The organism is Rhodomicrobium udaipurense JA643 (genome assembly GCF_000636015.1).
GTDB lineage: Bacteria > Pseudomonadota > Alphaproteobacteria > Rhizobiales > Rhodomicrobiaceae > Rhodomicrobium > Rhodomicrobium udaipurense.
This window is the reverse complement of the sequence record NZ_JFZJ01000002.1, coordinates 31,442-48,408: the sequence shown is the minus strand read 5'-3', so window position 1 is coordinate 48,408 and position 16,967 is coordinate 31,442. Positions and strand designations below refer to the sequence as shown.

18 protein-coding genes are annotated in these 16,967 nt (G+C 64.8%); 5 read left to right on the top strand and 13 right to left on the bottom strand.

Annotated elements, in window-relative coordinates:
* Nucleotides 1–23 precede the first annotated feature (23 nt).
* Nucleotides 24–392, bottom strand: coding sequence for a MerR family transcriptional regulator (locus T281_RS00700; protein ID WP_052036884.1), 369 nt, complete (start codon nucleotides 390–392; stop codon nucleotides 24–26).
* Between the two features lie 279 nt (nucleotides 393–671).
* Here T281_RS00700 and dusB point away from each other — a divergent pair, with 279 nt between their 5' ends.
* Nucleotides 672–1,688: a tRNA dihydrouridine synthase DusB gene (gene dusB, locus T281_RS00695; RefSeq protein ID WP_037232632.1), complete on the top strand. Its 1,017-nt coding sequence runs from the start codon at nucleotides 672–674 to the stop codon at nucleotides 1,686–1,688.
* 151 nt (nucleotides 1,689–1,839) lie between these two features.
* Here dusB and T281_RS00690 read toward each other — a convergent pair whose 3' ends face one another.
* Together T281_RS00690 and T281_RS00685 are read right to left on the bottom strand one after the other, a co-directional pair.
* Nucleotides 1,840–2,622 carry a hypothetical protein gene (locus tag T281_RS00690; RefSeq protein WP_037232629.1) on the bottom strand — a complete coding sequence of 261 codons (783 nt, stop codon included), beginning with the start codon at nucleotides 2,620–2,622 and terminating at the stop codon, nucleotides 1,840–1,842.
* Nucleotides 2,616–4,226 (bottom strand): hypothetical protein, encoded by a 1,611-nt coding sequence (locus T281_RS00685; RefSeq protein ID WP_037232627.1) that lies wholly within the window; start codon nucleotides 4,224–4,226, stop codon nucleotides 2,616–2,618. The genes T281_RS00690 and T281_RS00685 overlap by 7 nt, the downstream gene beginning before the upstream one ends.
* Before the next feature lie 150 nt (nucleotides 4,227–4,376).
* Here T281_RS00685 and T281_RS00680 point away from each other — a divergent pair, with 150 nt between their 5' ends.
* A complete protein-coding gene (locus T281_RS00680; protein ID WP_155954959.1) occupies nucleotides 4,377–4,643 on the top strand; it encodes a hypothetical protein in 267 nt (88 codons plus the stop codon).
* A gap of 22 nt (nucleotides 4,644–4,665) precedes the next feature.
* Here T281_RS00680 and T281_RS00675 read toward each other — a convergent pair whose 3' ends face one another.
* Entirely contained in the window at nucleotides 4,666–5,451 is a 786-nt protein-coding gene (locus T281_RS00675) for an SDR family NAD(P)-dependent oxidoreductase (RefSeq protein WP_037232622.1), read from the bottom strand.
* Between the two features lie 93 nt (nucleotides 5,452–5,544).
* Here T281_RS00675 and hmuQ point away from each other — a divergent pair, with 93 nt between their 5' ends.
* On the top strand, nucleotides 5,545–5,862 hold the full coding sequence (hmuQ, locus tag T281_RS00670) for a heme-degrading protein HmuQ (protein ID WP_037232618.1): 318 nt from the start codon (nucleotides 5,545–5,547) through the stop codon (nucleotides 5,860–5,862).
* A 163-nt stretch (nucleotides 5,863–6,025) separates the two neighbouring features.
* Here the strand turns inward: hmuQ and T281_RS00665 are convergent, their stop codons facing one another.
* Nucleotides 6,026–6,436: a DUF2853 family protein gene (locus tag T281_RS00665; protein WP_037232616.1), complete on the bottom strand. Its 411-nt coding sequence runs from the start codon at nucleotides 6,434–6,436 to the stop codon at nucleotides 6,026–6,028.
* A 332-nt stretch (nucleotides 6,437–6,768) separates the two neighbouring features.
* Here T281_RS00665 and T281_RS00660 point away from each other — a divergent pair, with 332 nt between their 5' ends.
* Both T281_RS00660 and T281_RS00655 read left to right on the top strand, forming a co-directional pair.
* Nucleotides 6,769–7,035, top strand: coding sequence for an ElaB/YgaM/YqjD family protein (locus tag T281_RS00660; RefSeq protein ID WP_037232614.1), 267 nt, complete (start codon nucleotides 6,769–6,771; stop codon nucleotides 7,033–7,035).
* 13 nt (nucleotides 7,036–7,048) lie between these two features.
* A complete protein-coding gene (locus tag T281_RS00655) occupies nucleotides 7,049–7,510 on the top strand; it encodes a hypothetical protein (RefSeq protein ID WP_037232611.1) in 462 nt (153 codons plus the stop codon).
* Nucleotides 7,511–7,639: 129 nt separating this feature from the next.
* Here T281_RS00655 and T281_RS00650 read toward each other — a convergent pair whose 3' ends face one another.
* The 8 genes from T281_RS00650 to T281_RS00615 form a co-directional block, all read right to left on the bottom strand.
* Nucleotides 7,640–8,887 (bottom strand): CaiB/BaiF CoA transferase family protein, encoded by a 1,248-nt coding sequence (locus T281_RS00650; protein ID WP_052036883.1) that lies wholly within the window; start codon nucleotides 8,885–8,887, stop codon nucleotides 7,640–7,642.
* A 44-nt stretch (nucleotides 8,888–8,931) separates the two neighbouring features.
* Entirely contained in the window at nucleotides 8,932–10,113 is a 1,182-nt protein-coding gene (locus tag T281_RS00645; protein ID WP_037232608.1) for an acyl-CoA dehydrogenase, read from the bottom strand.
* Between the two features lie 186 nt (nucleotides 10,114–10,299).
* Entirely contained in the window at nucleotides 10,300–11,178 is an 879-nt protein-coding gene (locus T281_RS00640) for a hydroxymethylglutaryl-CoA lyase (RefSeq protein ID WP_037232604.1), read from the bottom strand.
* Entirely contained in the window at nucleotides 11,171–13,198 is a 2,028-nt protein-coding gene (locus T281_RS00635; RefSeq protein ID WP_037232602.1) for an ATP-binding protein, read from the bottom strand. Before T281_RS00635 ends, T281_RS00640 begins: the two co-directional genes overlap by 8 nt.
* A 7-nt stretch (nucleotides 13,199–13,205) precedes the next feature.
* Nucleotides 13,206–14,813 carry a carboxyl transferase domain-containing protein gene (locus tag T281_RS00630; protein ID WP_037232599.1) on the bottom strand — a complete coding sequence of 536 codons (1,608 nt, stop codon included), beginning with the start codon at nucleotides 14,811–14,813 and terminating at the stop codon, nucleotides 13,206–13,208.
* Nucleotides 14,814–14,907: 94 nt separating this feature from the next.
* Nucleotides 14,908–15,327 carry a PIN domain-containing protein gene (locus T281_RS00625; RefSeq protein WP_245269115.1) on the bottom strand — a complete coding sequence of 140 codons (420 nt, stop codon included), beginning with the start codon at nucleotides 15,325–15,327 and terminating at the stop codon, nucleotides 14,908–14,910.
* Nucleotides 15,328–15,336: 9 nt separating this feature from the next.
* Nucleotides 15,337–15,708 (bottom strand): AbrB/MazE/SpoVT family DNA-binding domain-containing protein, encoded by a 372-nt coding sequence (locus tag T281_RS17260; protein ID WP_155954958.1) that lies wholly within the window; start codon nucleotides 15,706–15,708, stop codon nucleotides 15,337–15,339.
* Between the two features lie 87 nt (nucleotides 15,709–15,795).
* A complete protein-coding gene (locus T281_RS00615; RefSeq protein WP_037232596.1) occupies nucleotides 15,796–16,959 on the bottom strand; it encodes an isovaleryl-CoA dehydrogenase in 1,164 nt (387 codons plus the stop codon).
* Between the last annotated feature and the right edge of the window lie 8 nt (nucleotides 16,960–16,967).

Below are 16,967 nucleotides of genomic sequence, written 5' to 3'. Positions count from 1 at the left end.
GCTGGCGCTGTGGTAATGCCTCGTCATAGTTCCTTCGTCCTCTGTTTCTGGTCGCCGTAACCGGCAATCTTGGTGTCGAGAACGAGGAGGCAGGCTTGAAGGTCAGCCACATGGGCTCGTATGCGTTCGCGATGTTGTACCAGAATTTCACAACGTTCAGCTTCCGTGCCGGCGCCGCGCTCCCGCAGGGCTGCATAACGCAGCATGTCCCGTATCGGCATCCCGGCCGTTTTCAGGCGACCGAGAAATTCGATCCAGATCAGCATGGACGCGTCGTAGTTACGCTGGCTTGATCGGTCCCTGTCGGCATAGGGGAGCAGCCCAATCCGCTCATAGTAACGGATTGTATGGGCTGATAGTCCCGACCGCCTAGCCAGTTCACCGATCTTCATAGCCCCTATCCTCTTCACGACGCAGAAGAAGCTACGAGTTCGAGCGCACTCGAAGTCAAGGATGTAATTTGAAAATTGGGAAGCCGCTGGCTGATCCGGGAAACGAGCACTGAACGCCATAAAGATAAACATCACCTGTCTCATGCCAAGTGTGCGCCGAGAAGTGGCGTCACTTCGAGCGGCGTGCATATAGTATTAAAGCGGTGGCCATCTGGTCGCCGCTCCGCTTCCGATGGAGCGCGCACCACGAAATATGCTGTAGGATCAGACCCGTAGCCCATGCTCGATGAAGCGGCGCATTTCAAAGATGGTACGGCGCGTGTTCGGCCTGTCCGGCTTGGCGCGTTGACGCTGGAAAACCCCGTCATTCTCGCGCCGATGTCGGGCGTCACCGACAGGCCGTTCCGGCGCATCGTCCGCAAGTTCGGGGCGGATCTCGTCGTCACGGAAATGCTCGCCAGCAAGGCAGTCGTGCATCAACACAGGAAGACGCTCAGGATGTCGGAGCGGGAGACCGACGGCGGCCTCATGGCGGTGCAGCTGGCGGGCCGCGATCCCGCGATCATGGCCGACGCCGCCCGTCTCGCCGAGGATCGCGGCGCTGATATCATCGACCTCAATTTCGGCTGCCCTGTGAAAAAGGTGGTCAAGGATTTGGTCGGCTCGGCGCTGATGCGCGACGAGGTGCACGCGGCGAAGATCTTCGAGGCGGTCGCGAAGGCGGTGAAGGTGCCGGTCACGCTCAAGATGCGCATGGGATGGAGCCCGGACCAGCTCAACGCGCCGCGCCTCGCCCGGATCGCCGAAGACTGCGGCATCGTCATGGTCACTGTGCATGGCCGCACGCGATGTCAGTTCTACGGCGGCGAAGCCGACTGGGGCTTCGTGCGGCGCGTCAAGGAAGCGGTTTCCATCCCCGTCATCGTCAACGGCGACATCGTCACGCCCGCCGATGCGGCTCGCGCGCTGGCGGCGTCCGGAGCCGATGGCGTGATGATCGGGCGCGGCGCTTACGGACGCCCTTGGATCATCGCGCAGGTCGCGGAGGCCCTTCGCGGCGAAACGGTCTCCGACGAACCTTCGTTGCGCGTCCGGCTGGACACGATGGCGGAGCATTTCGAGGCGATGCTCGACTATTACGGCGAGCGCACGGGCGTACCCATCGCGCGCAAGCATCTCCGCTGGTACAGCGCGGGGCTGCCGGAGGCGACCGCTTTTCGTGACGCCATCAATGTGGCGGAGGCGGCGGCGGACGTGCGACGCCAGATGCGCGCGTTCCGCGAGCCGCTTTTGTGAGGTCTCTGGTGCGGCGGATTTTGCATGATTCATACTCGTAACACCGTTATCAGGCGTAAAATCCAAAACTGCAACAGAATCAAATAGTTGCTGGTGCGCGTGCAGCAATGTGGACGAAAACGGATCCGCCCGAGCACGGTGCTCCGGAGCATCACGCGCCCGAGTCGAAAGGCTGCATCAGATCCGGGTCGCGGCCTGAGAGTTCCAGAAACAACCGCCGCCACACCTTCAACGCCGACGCCTGCTGCTTCGCGAAGCGCGGGCGCGGGAGCAGCACAACTTTCGTTCGCGCGGCGCTGAGCGCGGGCCGCACCTCCGGCAGCAGACGCTCGGTCAGCGCGGCCGAGGTGAGCGTCCCATTATAGGCCGAAGCGCCGGGTCCATGCTCCATCATGTCCGAGATCAGAATTACCTTGAGAAGCCCCTCTGGCTGAACATCGAGGCTTTGCACACCAAGCGCCAGCGCCTCCGCAATGGGCGATGCAGTAGCCGTGCCCTCATTCTCGAGGGCCGCCAGCGCATCCTCCACCGGCTGAAGGAAGGCGCTCTCATAGCGGACCGCGATCCGCTTCGGGTTCTCGAAGAACGGGTTCACCTCCGCGCCAGCGCCCGGATTGCAGAGATCGACCAGCGTTTCAAGCGCCACGCCGAGTCCGCGTTCGCGCTCCCGCAGCACCTTGACGGCGATCCGCTCGCCGCGCGCGGCCGCATCGCGCTGCGCGGCGATCAAGTCTTTTGCGAAGGACTGCTCGACCGGCGTCAGCGGGTCGGTGCGGTCAATAAGGACGAGGGTAGCGCTCGTGGCGCCGTTGCGGGGGCAGAGCGTGGCCGGATCGATCAGGTCCGCCTTGAGGCTTGCGGCGGCGTAGAAGCCGCCACCCGCGAGCGCCGCCGTACACGCGATGAGAAGAACTCCGAGCACCGATCTCAGCATGCGGCCGCTCCTGCGTTTGCGACTTGCGTCGACTGCCGAGCGCCTTCGAAGCTCGTGCGGACCGCTTCGGCGAGGATGGTCTCAAATCCATCGGCGGCGGCGTCGAGAAAGCGGAAGCTCTCGTCCTTCTCCTTCTGAACGGCTTTTTGTGACGCCTTCAATTTCTTCTCCTGTGTTTCCAGGAATTTGCCGCGTTCCACTTCGAGCGACGGAAGCGGTTTCGAAGTCAGCGCATACATGAATCCGCCTCGTGCCGTTCGCCTTGAAACGCGTTCGAGGCTTTCGATCTCGGCTTCGGCGCGTCGGGCCGCACGATCGAGATCGGCCTGAAGGCGACGGCGTTCCGCGGCCCACGCGTCGTGACGCGAGGACAAATCCGCAAGCGCCGCCGCGTGCCGGTCGAGCTTGCGGTCGAGCGCCTGAAAGGCGGCGGTCGCCCCTCCACCAGCCCGATGCATCGCCCGGCGCAACATCGCCGCCGTAGCCGCCCGCGCCTGCCGATAGCTTCGATGCCGTCGGCCGTAGCCGGGGATGGGATCGTCGAACTTGTAGCCATCGGCGGCGGCGATCAGGGCGGCGCACAGACCGATCACAAGAAGAAAGACGCTGGAAAAGCCTTCGATCCGGAACGGGTTTTCGACGAGCCGGCGAAGTGCGTCCGCTTCCGCGCTCTTCGATCCGGCCGGGTGGAGCGCCGCCTCCTTCGTCTCGGTTATGGGTTTGGCGGGCAACGCGACGAGCGTTTGCTTTGCCGTGCCAAGCGGGGCCGCTGCCTTTGGAGGCGGGCGGCTCGCTTCCACGCGCGTCATGGAATCGGCGAAGGCGCGTTCGCGATAGTCGCGGTAATGTGCGCCGAACAGGTTGATCGCGAAAATCGCAGCAACGCCCGCGAGCACGAAGACGCCCGCGCCAGCCTTCGCAACGAAGGATCGTCGGTTGAGCTGCGGCAGCGCGAAATAGCCGATGAGGAACGCCGCGCCCGCATTGGCAATCGCGAGAACCAGCGCTTCGAGCCAGCCGCCGAAAACCCCCTGCTCGCTCGTCCCGGCAAACAGCACGCCGTTGACCACAGCTTCGGTGAGGATGAGCGCGCAAAGCACGCCGAGGCCCAGCACCGGCGACGCGGCATAATGCGGCTCGCGCGTGATGCGGTGTTTCGCCTTGAACGCGTCGAGATCGGCAAGACGGCTCTTCTCCTCGCGCACGCGCTCGGCGAGTTCCGGCCCGTTTTCGATGAGCATGGTCTGCCGTGCGAGACGGGCCTCGCGCATCTCGGCATCAAGGCTCGGGGCGACGCATTTTTTCTCATGCGCCGCGATCGAATCGGAGAGAGCGGATAGGCGGTCGGCGGCCTTCGCATAGGCTGCGTCGATTTCAGCCTGAAGGCGCTCGGCCGTCGCGGCGGCGGCAGATGAAGCCTGACCGCCGGCCTCTCGCAAAGGCACGGCCTCGCGCTGCACATCAATAGCGGCGACACTCGCCAGCGCTGCACGCCGATACGGGACAACGCTGGAGGATGACAGGCCAATTTCGTCGGGCGGCCGCTGATCGATATCGCCCGACCTGTCTATGACGCGCTCGCCGTTCAACTCATCGATACACATAAAAACGCTCGGCTACTTTTTCTTAATATGAAACAGTTTTATGCATGAAATGACTAAAAAGGAAGAGAGCGTGGGCGGGGCTCACGTTTTTCTGAGGCCTGATGCGTCAATGCAACAACGCGATAGCAACCGCAACGAGGGGGACTGAACATGCGAGCGTGGCTTGCGGCAACAGCCGCGCTGATGATCGTGACGGCGCCTTCGTTTTTAGCGGAAGCCGCATCGCTCGGCGAAGGCGGCAGTCGCGGGCCATGGCTCGCGCGGTTTTCCGCTTTCGGCGGCCAGTGCCCGAAACTGTGCGTCGAATGGTTCGACGGCTGCAACAATTGCAGCTGCGGACGCGGGCGGATCGACGTTTGTACGCAGCATATCTGCTTCGGTCGCAGGCGGGCGCGATGCCTGCGCTGGGGCTTTTAGAGACGCCACTCGGGTCAGTCGATTAGAAAATCGACTTGAACACGCCGCCATCCGCGCGCAGCGCCGCACCGTTGATCGCGCTCGAAAGCGGGCTCGCGAGGAACACGACCGTTTGCGCGATCTCAAGCGGGTCTTCGAAGCGCTGCAAGAGCGAGGTCGGCCGCGCGGTCTTGAAGAAATCGGCTTCCACGGCCTTCTCGTCCTTGCCCTCGGATTTCGCCAGATCCTTCACGAAGTCCATCACGCCCTCCGACGAGGTCGGGCCGGGCAGTACCGCATTCACCGTGACCTGCGTGCCTTTCGTAAGCTCCGCCAGACCGCGCGAAATCGCGAGCTGCGCCGTTTTCGTCATGCCATAATGGATCATCTCCACCGGAATATTGAGCGCGGACTCGGACGAGATGAAGATGATCCGCCCCCAGTTCAGCAGCAACATCGGCGGCAGGAACGCGCGGGAGAAGCGCACGCCCGACATGACGTTGACCTCGAAGAAGCGGGCCCAGTCCTCGTCCGGGATGTCCTGAAACGGCTTCGGTTGGAAAATCCCGGCGTTGTTCACGAGGATTTGCACGTCGCCGATGGACTTCACCTCATCGATGATCCGGGCGACGTCCGCCTTGTCCGCTAAGTCGCCGTAAACCGCGTGCGCCGTTGGCAAATCCTTCTTTGCATGCTCCGCGGTTTCGCGCGAGCGGCCATGAAGGATGACCCGCGCGCCTTCCCTTAGAAGCAGCTCTGCGGTCGCCTTGCCGATGCCCTTGGTCGATCCGGTCACAAACGCAAGCTTGCCTTCGAGATTGTAGTCCACGGAAGTCCTCCTAAATCCAGATGGGCGAAGCGTATTCGCACGTCATATCGGCGCGCCCGGCCTCAGGGTCCAGCCTCGGAAGGAGAACGATATATGTTTGTTGCGATGAACCGGTTTCGGGTGAAGAGGGGAAGCGAACAGGATTTCGAGGGCGTCTGGCTCAAGCGCGACGTCCATATCAATCGCGAGCCGGGCTTCGTCGCGTTCCACCTCCTCAAGGGACCGGAGGCGGAGGACCACACGCTCTACGTCTCGCACACCATCTGGGCGAGCAAGCAGGCTTTCGAGGACTGGACGCGCTCGGAAAGCTTCCGCGCGGCGCATCAGGGCGCGGGCGAGCGTAAGGTTTTCTATCTCGAAGGCCCGCATTTCGAAGGCTTCGAGTCCATCCAGGAAGTGAAACCCGCCTGATCGGGAAACCCATGCATATCGGCCGGGCGGATCGTTGTTGCGCGATCCCGCCCGGCCGGAAATCGATCCGCCTCGAATAGCGGACGCTCTGCGATCTCCGATAACGCGCCGCCTGATTGACGACAAGGACTCGCGCGCCGCGCTTTCGGATGCCGGTCGCCGCCTACTTCTTCGCGGCGGATTTCGCAGGCTTCGCCTCGGCGGCGGGCTTTGCCTCGGCCTTGGCGGCTTTGGGGGCGGCGGCGGGCTTCACGAGCCCCTCCAGCTTTCCGAAGTGGTCGGCGAGCATGTAATAGACCGTCACGCGCTCCTTCGAGCGGTCGCCCTTCATCTTTTCCATGAGCGACTGGATGGCGGCGTCGAGCGCTTCGTCGCTCTCGGTGAGCGCAAGCTTCTTCTTGAGCCAGCTTTCGCGGACACGCTTCAATTCTTCGGGATCGGTCCCCGATACGAGCGCCGAATCGCGGTTGCGCAGCGCTATGCCGAGATGGCGCACGATCGCCGCGACGGCGTCCTCATTGGGGGAACTCACGTATTTCTTCACGTGAGCAAGATATTTTTCTGCGTCGGCCATGTTGCGAATCCTTTTTGGCTTTCACGACGTGCAGAAGATGGCGCGCGGTCTTGAGCGCTACAAGAGACTTCACTGAATCGGCGGCGGTTATGCAACGGCTTTGCAACCAATCACGACGACTGACGATCGTTCTGCTGGCGAATCGTCCGCAATCGCTCCGTGGAACCCGGCATGACACGGCCGACGAGTGGAACGCTCATGGCATAGGCGCGTTCTCCGAATGACAGACGGGCACGGATTTGCCCGGCACTAGATCGCTCCCGCTCAGATGGAAACGTTCGGGCGGAATAGTTGATCGAAATAGACACGGACAAGTCGAAAGGAATACCAGCATGGCCAAGGAAAGCATCCACGAGATCAACTCCACCACCGACTATGCCGCGGACAAGAGCAAGAACGAGATCGACGATCTTCGCGCGCAGGTGAAGGAACTCACCGACAAATACGGCTCCTATGCTCAGGACAAGCTCTCTGACGTGAAGGAAACGGTGCAGCAGAACATCGGCGACGTGGAAAAGCAGATCCGCGACAAGCCGGTGCAGGCAACGCTCATTGCGGCTGGCGTCGGCTTCCTCGTCGGCGCGCTTCTCACTCGCTGAAGGAGTAACGCCCATGTTTGGAGCAGCTCTGAGGCTAATGGCCGTCGGCGAAGCGGGTCGGCGCGTGGGCGATTACGCGAAAACAATGGTCACGAGGTATCTCGTGCTTTCAGTGGCGGCGACGGCGTTCCTTGGGGCGATCGTCTTCGCGCTGTTGGCGGGTTTCTGGGAGTTAACCTCCCGGAACAACGATCCGGTGACATCGGCGGCAATTCTGGCTGGAGTCCTGACCGGAGTTGGATTGCTGATAGCATTCGTGGCCTATGGAATTACCAGGGAGAAGACACCAAGCGTAAGTGAAGCGTTCGAACGCCCCGTTCAGGCTTTTCAGGCGCAGGTGCCAGCGACCGTCAACGACATCGGACGGCAGATCGAATATGCCGTGCGGACCTATGGCCCCATAAAGGTCGCAACCGCAGCCGCAGCAGGCGGCCTTGTCGCCGGATTGCTCGCCAAGAAGTTCCGCCAGATTTGAAACACTCCCGCCGCGTCGAACAACGATGCGGCGGTTCTCCCCTTTTCCCGAAAGGCAGAGCCCATGTGGCCGGATTGATCGAAAACCGCGAGGGGCACCTCGCGGTTTTCTTTTGCCCTCGCCCTCGCGCTAATCGCCGATCGCGCCGCTTTCGCGTAACGCCGCAATCGCGTCGGCGTCGAGGCCGATGTTCAGAAGCGTCCGCTCCGTGTCGGCGCCAAGAAGCGGCGGCGCGCGGTCACAGGCGACGGGCGTTTCCGAAAGTTGCAGCGGATTACCGACGAGATCGACCGAACCCGCCGGATGTTCCATGCGCACCACCATGCCACGATGGCGGATCTGCTCTTGCGCGAAGACCTGCGCGACGTCGTTGATCGGACCACACGGCACACCCGCCGCCTCAAGCGCCGCGATCCAGTCCACGCTGGCGCGGGCCGCGAGGAGCGGCTTCAAGAGCGCGACAAGCTCGTTACGATGGCGCACGCGCGCGACGTTGGTCGCGAATTTCGCATCGCGCGCCAAAGCTTCGCAGCCCGCCGCCGCGCAGAACCGCGTGAACTGCGCATCATTGCCGACGGCGACGATCACATGGCCGTCGCGCGTCTCGAACACCTGATACGGCACGATATTCGGATGCGCGTTGCCGAGCCGCTTGGGCACCACCCCGCCGACGAGCCAGTTCGTCGCCTGATTGGCGAGCACGGCGGTCTGCACATCGAGCAGCGCGAGGTCGATATATTGCCCTTCGCCGGTGCGGTCGCGATGGGCGAGCGCGGCGAGCACGCCCACGCTCGCATACATGCCGGTGAAGACATCCGCCAAGGCGACGCCCACCTTCATGGGTTCGCCGTCCGGCTCGCCCGTGAGGCTCATCAACCCGCCCATGCCCTGAATCATGAAGTCGTAGCCTGGGCGCGCTGCGTAAGGCCCGGTCTGTCCGAAGCCCGTGATCGAGCAATAGACGATGTCCGGCTTCACGGCACGAATCGCCGCGTAATCGAGGCCGTATTTCGCCAGACCGCCGACCTTGAAGTTTTCGAGAAACACGTCGCACGTCGCGGCGAGGCGGCGAACAAGCGCGCTCCCCTCCGGCTTTGCGATGTCTATCGCGACCGAGCGCTTGCCGCGATTGGCCGCGAGGTAATACGCGCTCTCGCTCGTGTCCGCACCGCTCGCGTCCTTAAGAAACGGCGGGCCCCAGCGGCGCGTGTCGTCGCCCTCCACCGGCTTCTCGATCTTGAAGACGGTCGCGCCCAGATCCGCGAGAAGCTGGCTCGCCCACGGCCCCGCCAGCACGCGGCTGAGGTCGAGCACGCGCAGATGCGCGAGCGGCCCCGGCTTCGGGCGGCCCGCTGATCCCGTATTCCCGCTGCTCATGCTGTCTTGACCGCCGCCGCTCAGCCCATCTTGACCGCCGCCGCTCATGCCGTAAACGCCTGAATGCCGGTCTGCGCGCGGCCAAGGATCAGCGCGTGCACATCCTGCGTGCCCTCATAGGTATTCACCGTTTCGAGGTTCGCCATGTGCCGCATCACGTGGAAACTGTCGGCGATGCCGTTGCCGCCATGCATGTCGCGGGCTTGCCGCGCGATGTCGAGCGCCTTGATGCAGTTATTGCGCTTGATGAGCGAGATGGCCTCGGGCGCGGCGGTGCCTTCGTCGAGCATGCGGCCGACGCGAAGCGCGGCTTGCGTGGCGAGCGCGATTTCCGTCTGCATGCCCGCCAGCTTGAACTGAACGAGCTGGTTCGCGGCGAGCGGGCGGCCGAACTGCTTGCGGGCGAGCGTGTAGTCGCGCGCGGCGTGCCAGCAGAACTCCGCGGCGCCGGTAACGCCCCACGCAATCCCGTAGCGCGCCTTGTTGAGACAACCGAACGGACCGGCGAGACCGCTCGCCCCCGGCAGAAGGTTTTCATCGGGCACGAAAGCCTCGTCGAGCACGATCTCGCCCGTGATCGACGCGCGTAAGCTGAGCTTGCCCTCGATCTTCGGCGTCGAGAAGCCCTTTGTGCCGCGCTCCACGACAAAGCCCTTGATCTTGCCGTCATGCGCGTCGGACTTCGCCCAGACGACCGCGATATCCGCGATGGGGCTGTTCGTGATCCACATCTTCTGGCCGGAAAGCAGATAGCCGCCGTCGACCTTCACGGCGCGGGTGCGCATGCTGGCGGGGTCCGACCCCGAGTCGGGTTCGGTTAGGCCGAAGCAACCGACGATTTCGCCACGCGCGAGCCCCGGCAGCCAGCGCTTCTTCTGCGCGTCGGTGCCATAGGCGTGGATTGGATGCATCACGAGCGACGATTGCACGCTCATCGCCGAGCGATAGCCGGAATCGACACGCTCCACCTCGCGCGCGATCAGCCCATAGGCGACGTGACCCACGCCCGCGCCGCCGAATTCCTCCGGAATCGTCGGCCCGAGAAGGCCGAGTTCGCCCATCTCCGTCATAATTTCGCGGTCGAACCGCTCCTCGCGATAGGCCGAGAGCACGCGCGGCTGCAACCGCTCCTGACAATAGGCGCGCGCCGAATCCGCGATCAGCCTCTCCTCTTCCGACAATTGGTCGTCAAGCAGGAAAGGGTCTTCCCAGCGAAAACTTTGCAAAGCGGGTCTCCTCGGATTTCTTCGTCAAGCGAGATCGCCTCGGTGAAAACGGGGCCTCGTTCGACATTTTGCGGAGCATGATCCTATCGCAAAGCCGGTTCAACTGTTGCGGGTCATGCCGTCTGACATATCGGCAGCCATGGTGTTCGAGCCAAGTCGTAATCGGTGGCAAAAGGCGTCCCCCGCTCATGGCCCGCGTCGCATCGCCCCGCCTTTGCCGAGCGCTTCAAGGGCGAATCGCGCGGCCTCCATGATCGCGGCGCGATCTACGCCCGTCTCGAAGCCGAGGCCGTCGAGCAGATAAACCACATCCTCCGTGGCCACGTTCCCCGAAGCACCGGGCGCATAGGGGCATCCGCCGAGGCCGCCCGCCGAACCGTCGACCACGCGGACGCCCTCTTCAAGACATGCGTAGATGTTCGCGACCGCCTGCCCTTTGGTATCGTGGAAATGGACGGCGAGGCTTTTCATCGGCACGCGCTCCGCCACTGCCCGCAGCATGGCGCGCGCGGCATTCGGCGTGCCGACGCCAATGGTGTCGCCGAGCGAAACCTCGTAGCAGCCGAGTGCCGCGAGCCTTTCGGCCACATCCGCCACCCGCGAGAGCGGCACCGCGCCTTCATAGGGGCAGCCGAGGACGCAAGACACATAGCCGCGCACAGCCACGCCTTCCGCCTGCGCGCGCTCGACCACGGGCGCGAACCGCTCGAAGGACTCGGCAATCGAGCAGTTTATGTTCTTCTGCGAGAAGCTTTCCGAAGCCGACGCGAAGATCGCGATCTCCCGCGCACCCGCCGCAAGCGCAGCCTCAAGCCCGGTCATGTTGGGCACGAGCACCGGCAACGACACGCCGCGCCTGCCCGCGAACGCTTTCAGCACGGCCGCCGTGTCCGCCATCTGCGGCACCCGGCGCGGCGAGACAAAACTGCCCGCCTCGATTGTCGTCAGCCCCGCCGCGATCAGCTTTTCGATGAAGGAGACGCGCGTTTCGACCGGCAGCGTCGCAGCCTCGTTTTGCAGGCCGTCGCGTGGCCCCACCTCGACGATGCGCACATGCTCAACCATCGCGCGCCTCCTCGGCCTCGAACTCCATCAGCGCCGCGCCCTCGGAGACGAAATCGCCGGTGGCGACGGCGTAGCGCGCAACGCGCCCGCACGAAGGCGCTCGCACCGTGTGTTCCATCTTCATCGCTTCGAGGATGAGGATCGGCGCGCCCGCTTCGAGGCTCGCGCCCGGCTCGGCGAGCAGCGCAAGCACCGTCCCCGGCATCGGCGCGAGCGTGCCCGTGCCATGGTGATGCGTGACCGCCTCCGCCCCGAAAGGATCGACGAGCGCGAGGCGGATGGGCTGCGGACCGTCGAAAACCGTTACCGCGCCGTCGATCAAGACCGCGCCGATGCTGTGCCGCGCGCCGCCGAGCGTCACCGCGAAACGACGCGGGTCGCCGCCCTCGCGCTCGAACGCGAACCGCGCAGCCTCGCCTTCGACGGCGAGCGTCATTCCATCGCGGCCCTGTTCGAGGCGGACGGTGAACGCATGGCTATCCTTGCCGCGAAATTCGAAAACCCGACTGCGCGAGCCGAACAGCGCCCATGCCGCCCATGCCGCGCCCGCCACCCACGGCGACCACGGATCGGCCGGATCGCTACGCGTTTCGTCCGCCTCGCGCGCAAGGATCGCCGCCACCGCCGCCGCGAGATGCACGGCGCCGGGCGTGAGGCTCGCGTCGAGACCAGCGTGCTCGCGCTCGATATATCCGGTATCGACCGCATTCGCGGCCACGGCATTCTCGCCGAGAAGCCGCGCGAGAAACGCCACGTTCGTCGCCACGCCCGCGATCTCGAAGCCCGACAGCGCGCCTCGCAGCCGGGCGAGCGCAGCGGCGCGCGTCGGTGCCTGCGCGATCACCTTCGCGAGCATCGGATCGTAATGCGGCGTGACATCGTCGCCAGCGCCGAAGCCGGTGTCGATGCGAAGGCCCTGCCCCGCCTGCGGCGCGCGCCAATGCGTGATGGTCCCGGTGGACGGCAAAAAGCCTGCGTCTGCATCCTCGGCATAGATGCGCGCCTCGATTGCGTGCCCGGCGCGCGCGATTTCCTCCTGCCGCAGCGGCAGCGTTTCACCCATGGCCACGCGGAGTTGCCATTCCACGAGGTCGAGGCCGATGATCGACTCCGTCACCGCGTACTCCACCTGTAGGCGCGTGTTCATTTCGATGAACCAAGCGTTGGCCTCGTCGGCGACGAATTCCACTGTCCCCGCACCGACATAGCCGATGGCCGCGGCTGCTTTTCGCGCCGCGTCGCAGAGCGCCTCGCGCCGCGCGTCATCAAGCGAGGGCGACGGCGCTTCCTCGACGACCTTCTGGTGGCGGCGCTGAAGCGTGCATTCGCGCTCGAACAGCGACACGACATTGCCGTGCGCGTCCGCGAAAATCTGCACCTCGATATGGCGGGGCCCCTCGACGAAGCGCTCCATCATCAGCGTATCGTCGCCGAACGCCGCCGCCGCCTCGCGCTTCGCGGCCGTGAGCGCGGCTTCGAGTCCATCCGCCGCGCGAACGATGCGCATGCCTTTGCCGCCGCCGCCCGCGACCGCTTTCAGCAGCACCGGGAAGCCGAGCCGCTTTGCCTCGCGCGCGAAGGCGTCCGCGTCCTGCGCCGCGCCGCCATAGCCCGGTACGACGGGCACGCCCGCCGCCTCCATCAGCGCTTTCGCTGCGGCCTTTGAGCCCATGGCGCGGATGGCCGATGCGGCTGGCCCGACGAAAATGAGCCCGGCTTCCGCGCAGGCTTCCGCGAACGCAGCCTTCTCGGACAAGAAGCCGTAACCCGGATGCACCGCCTCCGCGCCGCTCGCCTTGGCGGCCTCGATGATGCGGCCGATGTCGAGATAGCTGTCGCGGGCGGGTGCAGGCCCGATCAGCCGCGCCTCGTCGGCGGCCCTCACATGGCGCGCGCGGGCGTCCGCCTCCGAATAGACGGCGACGGTGCGAAGCCCCATGCCGCGCGCGGTGCGAGCGATGCGGCAGGCGATTTCACCGCGATTGGCGATCAGGAGCGACGTGAAGGGCCGGAGCGTCATGTCTGCCTCACATCCTGAACACGCCGAAGCGGCCCCGCTCGGGCGGCGCATTGAGCCCCGCCGAAAGCGCGAGCGCGAGCACAATGCGCGTGTCGGCGGGGTCTATGATGCCGTCGTCCCACAGCCGCGCGGTGGCATAATACGGGTCGGCCTGCGTCTCGAACTGCGCGCGGATCGGCGCTTTCAACGCCTCCTCCTCCGCCTCGCCGAGCGTTGCGCCCTTCGCCTCCAGAGCCTGCCGCCGGACGATGGCAAGCACGGTCGCAGCCTGCTCGCCGCCCATGACCGAGATCTTCGCGTTCGGCCACATCCACAGGAAGCGCGGACCGAAGGCGCGTCCGCACATACCGTAATTGCCCGCCCCATATGAGCCGCCGATGACGACAGTATATTTCGGCACGCTCGCCGTCGAAACCGCCGTGACGAGCTTCGCGCCATCCTTCGCGATGCCGCCCGCCTCGTATTTCCGGCCGACCATGAAGCCCGTGATGTTTTGCAGGAAGACGAGCGGAATGCCGCGCTGCTCCATGAGCTCAATGAAATGCGCACCCTTCAGCGCGCTTTCGGAAAACAGGATACCGTTATTGGCGAGGATGCCGACGGGGTAGCCGTGGATGCGCGCCGTACCGCAGACGAGCGTCGGGCCGTAGAGCGCCTTGAACTCGTCGAAGTCCGAGCCGTCGACGAGGCGAGCGATGATTTCGCGAACATCGTAGGGCTTCCGCGCGTCGGCTTCGACGATGCCGTAAAGCTCGTTGGTCGCGTAGCCCGCATCGCGGGGCGGCGCGATGTCGAGCGACGCGGGCTTCGTGCGGTTGAGCCGCGCCACAATCCGCCGCGCGATGCCGATGGCGTGCGCGTCGCTCTCCGCATAGTGATCGACGACGCCGGACTGGCGCGCATGCACGTCCGCGCCGCCGAGTTCCTCTGCCGTGACGATTTCCCCGGTCGCGGCGCGCACGAGCGGCGGACCGCCGAGAAAGATCGTGCCGTTACCCTTCACGATGACGCTCTCGTCGCACATCGCAGGCACATAGGCCCCGCCCGCCGTGCACGGCCCCATGACGAGCGCGATCTGCGGAATGCCTTCCGCCGACATGCGCGCCTGATTATAGAAGATGCGGCCGAAATGGCGCTCGTCGGGGAAGATTTCATCCTGCATCGGCAGGAACGCACCGCCCGAATCCACCAGATAGAGACAGGGGAGCCGATTTTCCCGAGCGATGTCCTGCGCGCGAAGATGCTTCTTTACCGTCAGCGGGTAATAGGTGCCGCCCTTCACGGTCGCGTCGTTGGCGACGATCATGCATTCGACGCCCGACACGCGCCCGATCCCCGCGATGAGCCCTGCTGCGTGCGCGTCGCCGCCATAAAGACCGTGAGCCGCAAGCGCGCCGATTTCGAGGAAGGGCGACGCCGGATCGAGGAGGAGCGCGATGCGGTCCCGCGCGAGAAGCTTGCCTCGTGCGACGTGCCGCGCGCATGCTTCAGCCCCCCCGCCGCCTTGCGCGAGCGCGGCTTTTTCGCGAAGCCTCGCGACGAGAGCCGTCATCGCCTCCGCATTCGCCCGAAAAGCTGCGGAGCGCCTGTCGATGGCGCTGTTCAAGACTGCCATGCCCGCTCCTGGTTTCGTCCCGCACAGGCGGAACGCGACTTCACCGCAAGACGAACAGAATAGTGTCGAGGAGCCGTTCCGAAAACGGGCGGCCCTAACGCAAGACGTGCACCTCCACCGAAAGAGCGATGTCGCGCCATGTCCGGTCGGCGGTCAGCACCGGCAGGCGCAGTTTTTCGGCGAGCGCAAGGCAAGCGCGGTCGCCGAGCGAGAGGCCGAAGGCCTTCGTCGCGACGCGCAGCGCGCCCGCGCGAAAGGCGAGGTCTTCATCGAACGGCAAGGTTTCGAGGCCGTAGCGCGAAAGCGCAGCGCGAACGAGCGGCATGGCGGCGCCGCGCTCCTGAAGTTTAGCCACCACCTCGGAAAGGTTCACGGAAGACATCGCGGCATTTCCGAAAAAAGCCTCGGCGCGGTCTGCGCCGGGCTCGCCGCCGAGATGCGCGAGGATGGCCGAGGCGTCGAGCACGATCGCGGCGCACATCAGCGGCGCCTCGGCAGTGGTGCGCGGGCACATTTGCGCATTCTAGCCACGCGATTCCACCTCCGCCTCATGCCGCCGGTCCTTTATGAGGTCGTCGGCGAGGCCGCTTCCGAGCAGACCTTTCATCATCGCCTGAGCCTGTCTTGCGCCAACGCGCGGGCTTAACACATGGAGTTCGCCATCCTCCAGCCAGGCGAGAAGCGCGTCGCCCTCTTCCACCTGCATCGCCTCGCGAAGCGCCGCCGGGATCACCACGCGGCCGCCGGGGCCAAGCGTCAGACGCAGCCGATTCGCGGCCCCGAAGCCCGGTTTTTCAGTGTCGTCCGCGACGAACGGAGCCTGCGGCGCTTCCTCGAAGCCGGTCCCCCGCGAGGGCGCGCCATCCGGCCGTTCGTCCTTTTTTTTGCGCGCCATTTCATCCTCCATTTTGCCCGACTATATCACATCGAGCAAAATTGGCAACAAGTCTGTTGGTAGCACTTACACATAAAATGACATTAATCACATCTTGCCAAACAATTCTCGCCCGATGAGCATGCGGCGGATTTCGCTCGTGCCCGCGCCGATTTCGTAAAGCTTCGCGTCACGTAGGAGCCGCCCCGTCGCCGTGTCGTTGATATAGCCGGTGCCGCCGAGAAGCTGGATCGCGTCGAGTGCCACGCGCGTCGCCGCTTCCGCCGCATAGAGGATCGCGCCCGCTGCATCCTCGCGCGTCGTCTGCCCCCGGTCGCAGGCGCGCGCGACCGCGTAGACATAGGCGCGCGCCGAATTCAGCGCGACCGCCATGTCGGCAACCTTGCCCTGCACGAGCTGGAACGTGCCGATGGGCTTGCCGAACTGCTTGCGCTCGTGGATGTAGGGCAGCACGATGTCGAGCGCAGCCTGCATGATGCCGAGCGGTCCGGCGGCAAGCACCGCGCGCTCATAGTCAAGGCCGGACATCAGCACGGCGACGCCACGCCCCTCGCCGGCCATGACGTTCGACTCCGGCACCTCGCAATCCTCAAAGACGAGTTCTGCGGTGTCTGAGCCGCGCATGCCGAGCTTGTCGAGCTTCGGCGAGACGGAAAAGCCCGACATGCCCTTTTCGATCAGGAACGCGGTGATGCCGCGCGGCCCGGCGGCGGGGTCGGTCTTCGCGTAGACCACGAGCACGTCGGCGTGCGGCGCGTTGGTGATCCACATCTTCGTGCCGTTCAGAACATAGCGGTCGCCGCGCTTCTCGGCGCGCGTGCGCATCGACACGACATCGGACCCGGCCTCCGCCTCCGACATTGCGAGCGCGCCGACATGCTCGCCTGAGATAAGCTTCGGCAGGTAGCGGCGTTTCTGCTCGTCCGTGCCATTGCGGCGGATCTGGTTCACGCAGAGATTGGAATGCGCGCCATAGGAAAGCCCCACGCTCGCGCTCGCCCGGCTCACCTCCTCCATGGCGATGCAATGATGCAGATAGCCGAGCCCCGCGCCGCCCCATTCCTCCTCGACCGTGATGCCGTGGAGGCCGAGCGCGCCCATGGGCTCCCACAAGTCGCGCGGAAAGGTGTTCGAGCGGTCGATCTCGGCGGCGCGCGGCGCAATATTGTCGTCGGCGAAGGCGCGCACGCTGTCGCGCAGCATGTCGGCTTCCTCGCCAAGCCCGAAATCGAGACCACGATAGCTGGCCATGACGTCCT

What these genes read in the sequence shown, in the direction of transcription:
- T281_RS00700 (WP_052036884.1), bottom strand. Translation starts at nt 392, where the DNA reads ATGAAGATCGGTGAACTGGCTAGGCGGTCGGGACTATCAGCCCATACA.
- dusB (WP_037232632.1), top strand. Translation starts at nt 672, where the DNA reads ATGCTCGATGAAGCGGCGCATTTCAAAGATGGTACGGCGCGTGTTCGG.
- T281_RS00690 (WP_037232629.1), bottom strand. Translation starts at nt 2,622, where the DNA reads ATGCTGAGATCGGTGCTCGGAGTTCTTCTCATCGCGTGTACGGCGGCG.
- T281_RS00685 (WP_037232627.1), bottom strand. Translation starts at nt 4,226, where the DNA reads ATGTGTATCGATGAGTTGAACGGCGAGCGCGTCATAGACAGGTCGGGC.
- T281_RS00680 (WP_155954959.1), top strand. Translation starts at nt 4,377, where the DNA reads ATGCGAGCGTGGCTTGCGGCAACAGCCGCGCTGATGATCGTGACGGCG.
- hmuQ (WP_037232618.1), top strand. Translation starts at nt 5,545, where the DNA reads ATGTTTGTTGCGATGAACCGGTTTCGGGTGAAGAGGGGAAGCGAACAG.
- T281_RS00665 (WP_037232616.1), bottom strand. Translation starts at nt 6,436, where the DNA reads ATGGCCGACGCAGAAAAATATCTTGCTCACGTGAAGAAATACGTGAGT.
- T281_RS00660 (WP_037232614.1), top strand. Translation starts at nt 6,769, where the DNA reads ATGGCCAAGGAAAGCATCCACGAGATCAACTCCACCACCGACTATGCC.
- T281_RS00655 (WP_037232611.1), top strand. Translation starts at nt 7,049, where the DNA reads ATGTTTGGAGCAGCTCTGAGGCTAATGGCCGTCGGCGAAGCGGGTCGG.
- T281_RS00650 (WP_052036883.1), bottom strand. Translation starts at nt 8,887, where the DNA reads ATGAGCAGCGGGAATACGGGATCAGCGGGCCGCCCGAAGCCGGGGCCG.
- T281_RS00640 (WP_037232604.1), bottom strand. Translation starts at nt 11,178, where the DNA reads ATGGTTGAGCATGTGCGCATCGTCGAGGTGGGGCCACGCGACGGCCTG.
- T281_RS00635 (WP_037232602.1), bottom strand. Translation starts at nt 13,198, where the DNA reads ATGACGCTCCGGCCCTTCACGTCGCTCCTGATCGCCAATCGCGGTGAA.
- T281_RS00630 (WP_037232599.1), bottom strand. Translation starts at nt 14,813, where the DNA reads ATGGCAGTCTTGAACAGCGCCATCGACAGGCGCTCCGCAGCTTTTCGG.
- T281_RS00625 (WP_245269115.1), bottom strand. Translation starts at nt 15,327, where the DNA reads ATGTGCCCGCGCACCACTGCCGAGGCGCCGCTGATGTGCGCCGCGATC.
- T281_RS17260 (WP_155954958.1), bottom strand. Translation starts at nt 15,708, where the DNA reads ATGGCGCGCAAAAAAAAGGACGAACGGCCGGATGGCGCGCCCTCGCGG.
- T281_RS00615 (WP_037232596.1), bottom strand. Translation starts at nt 16,959, where the DNA reads ATGGCCAGCTATCGTGGTCTCGATTTCGGGCTTGGCGAGGAAGCCGAC.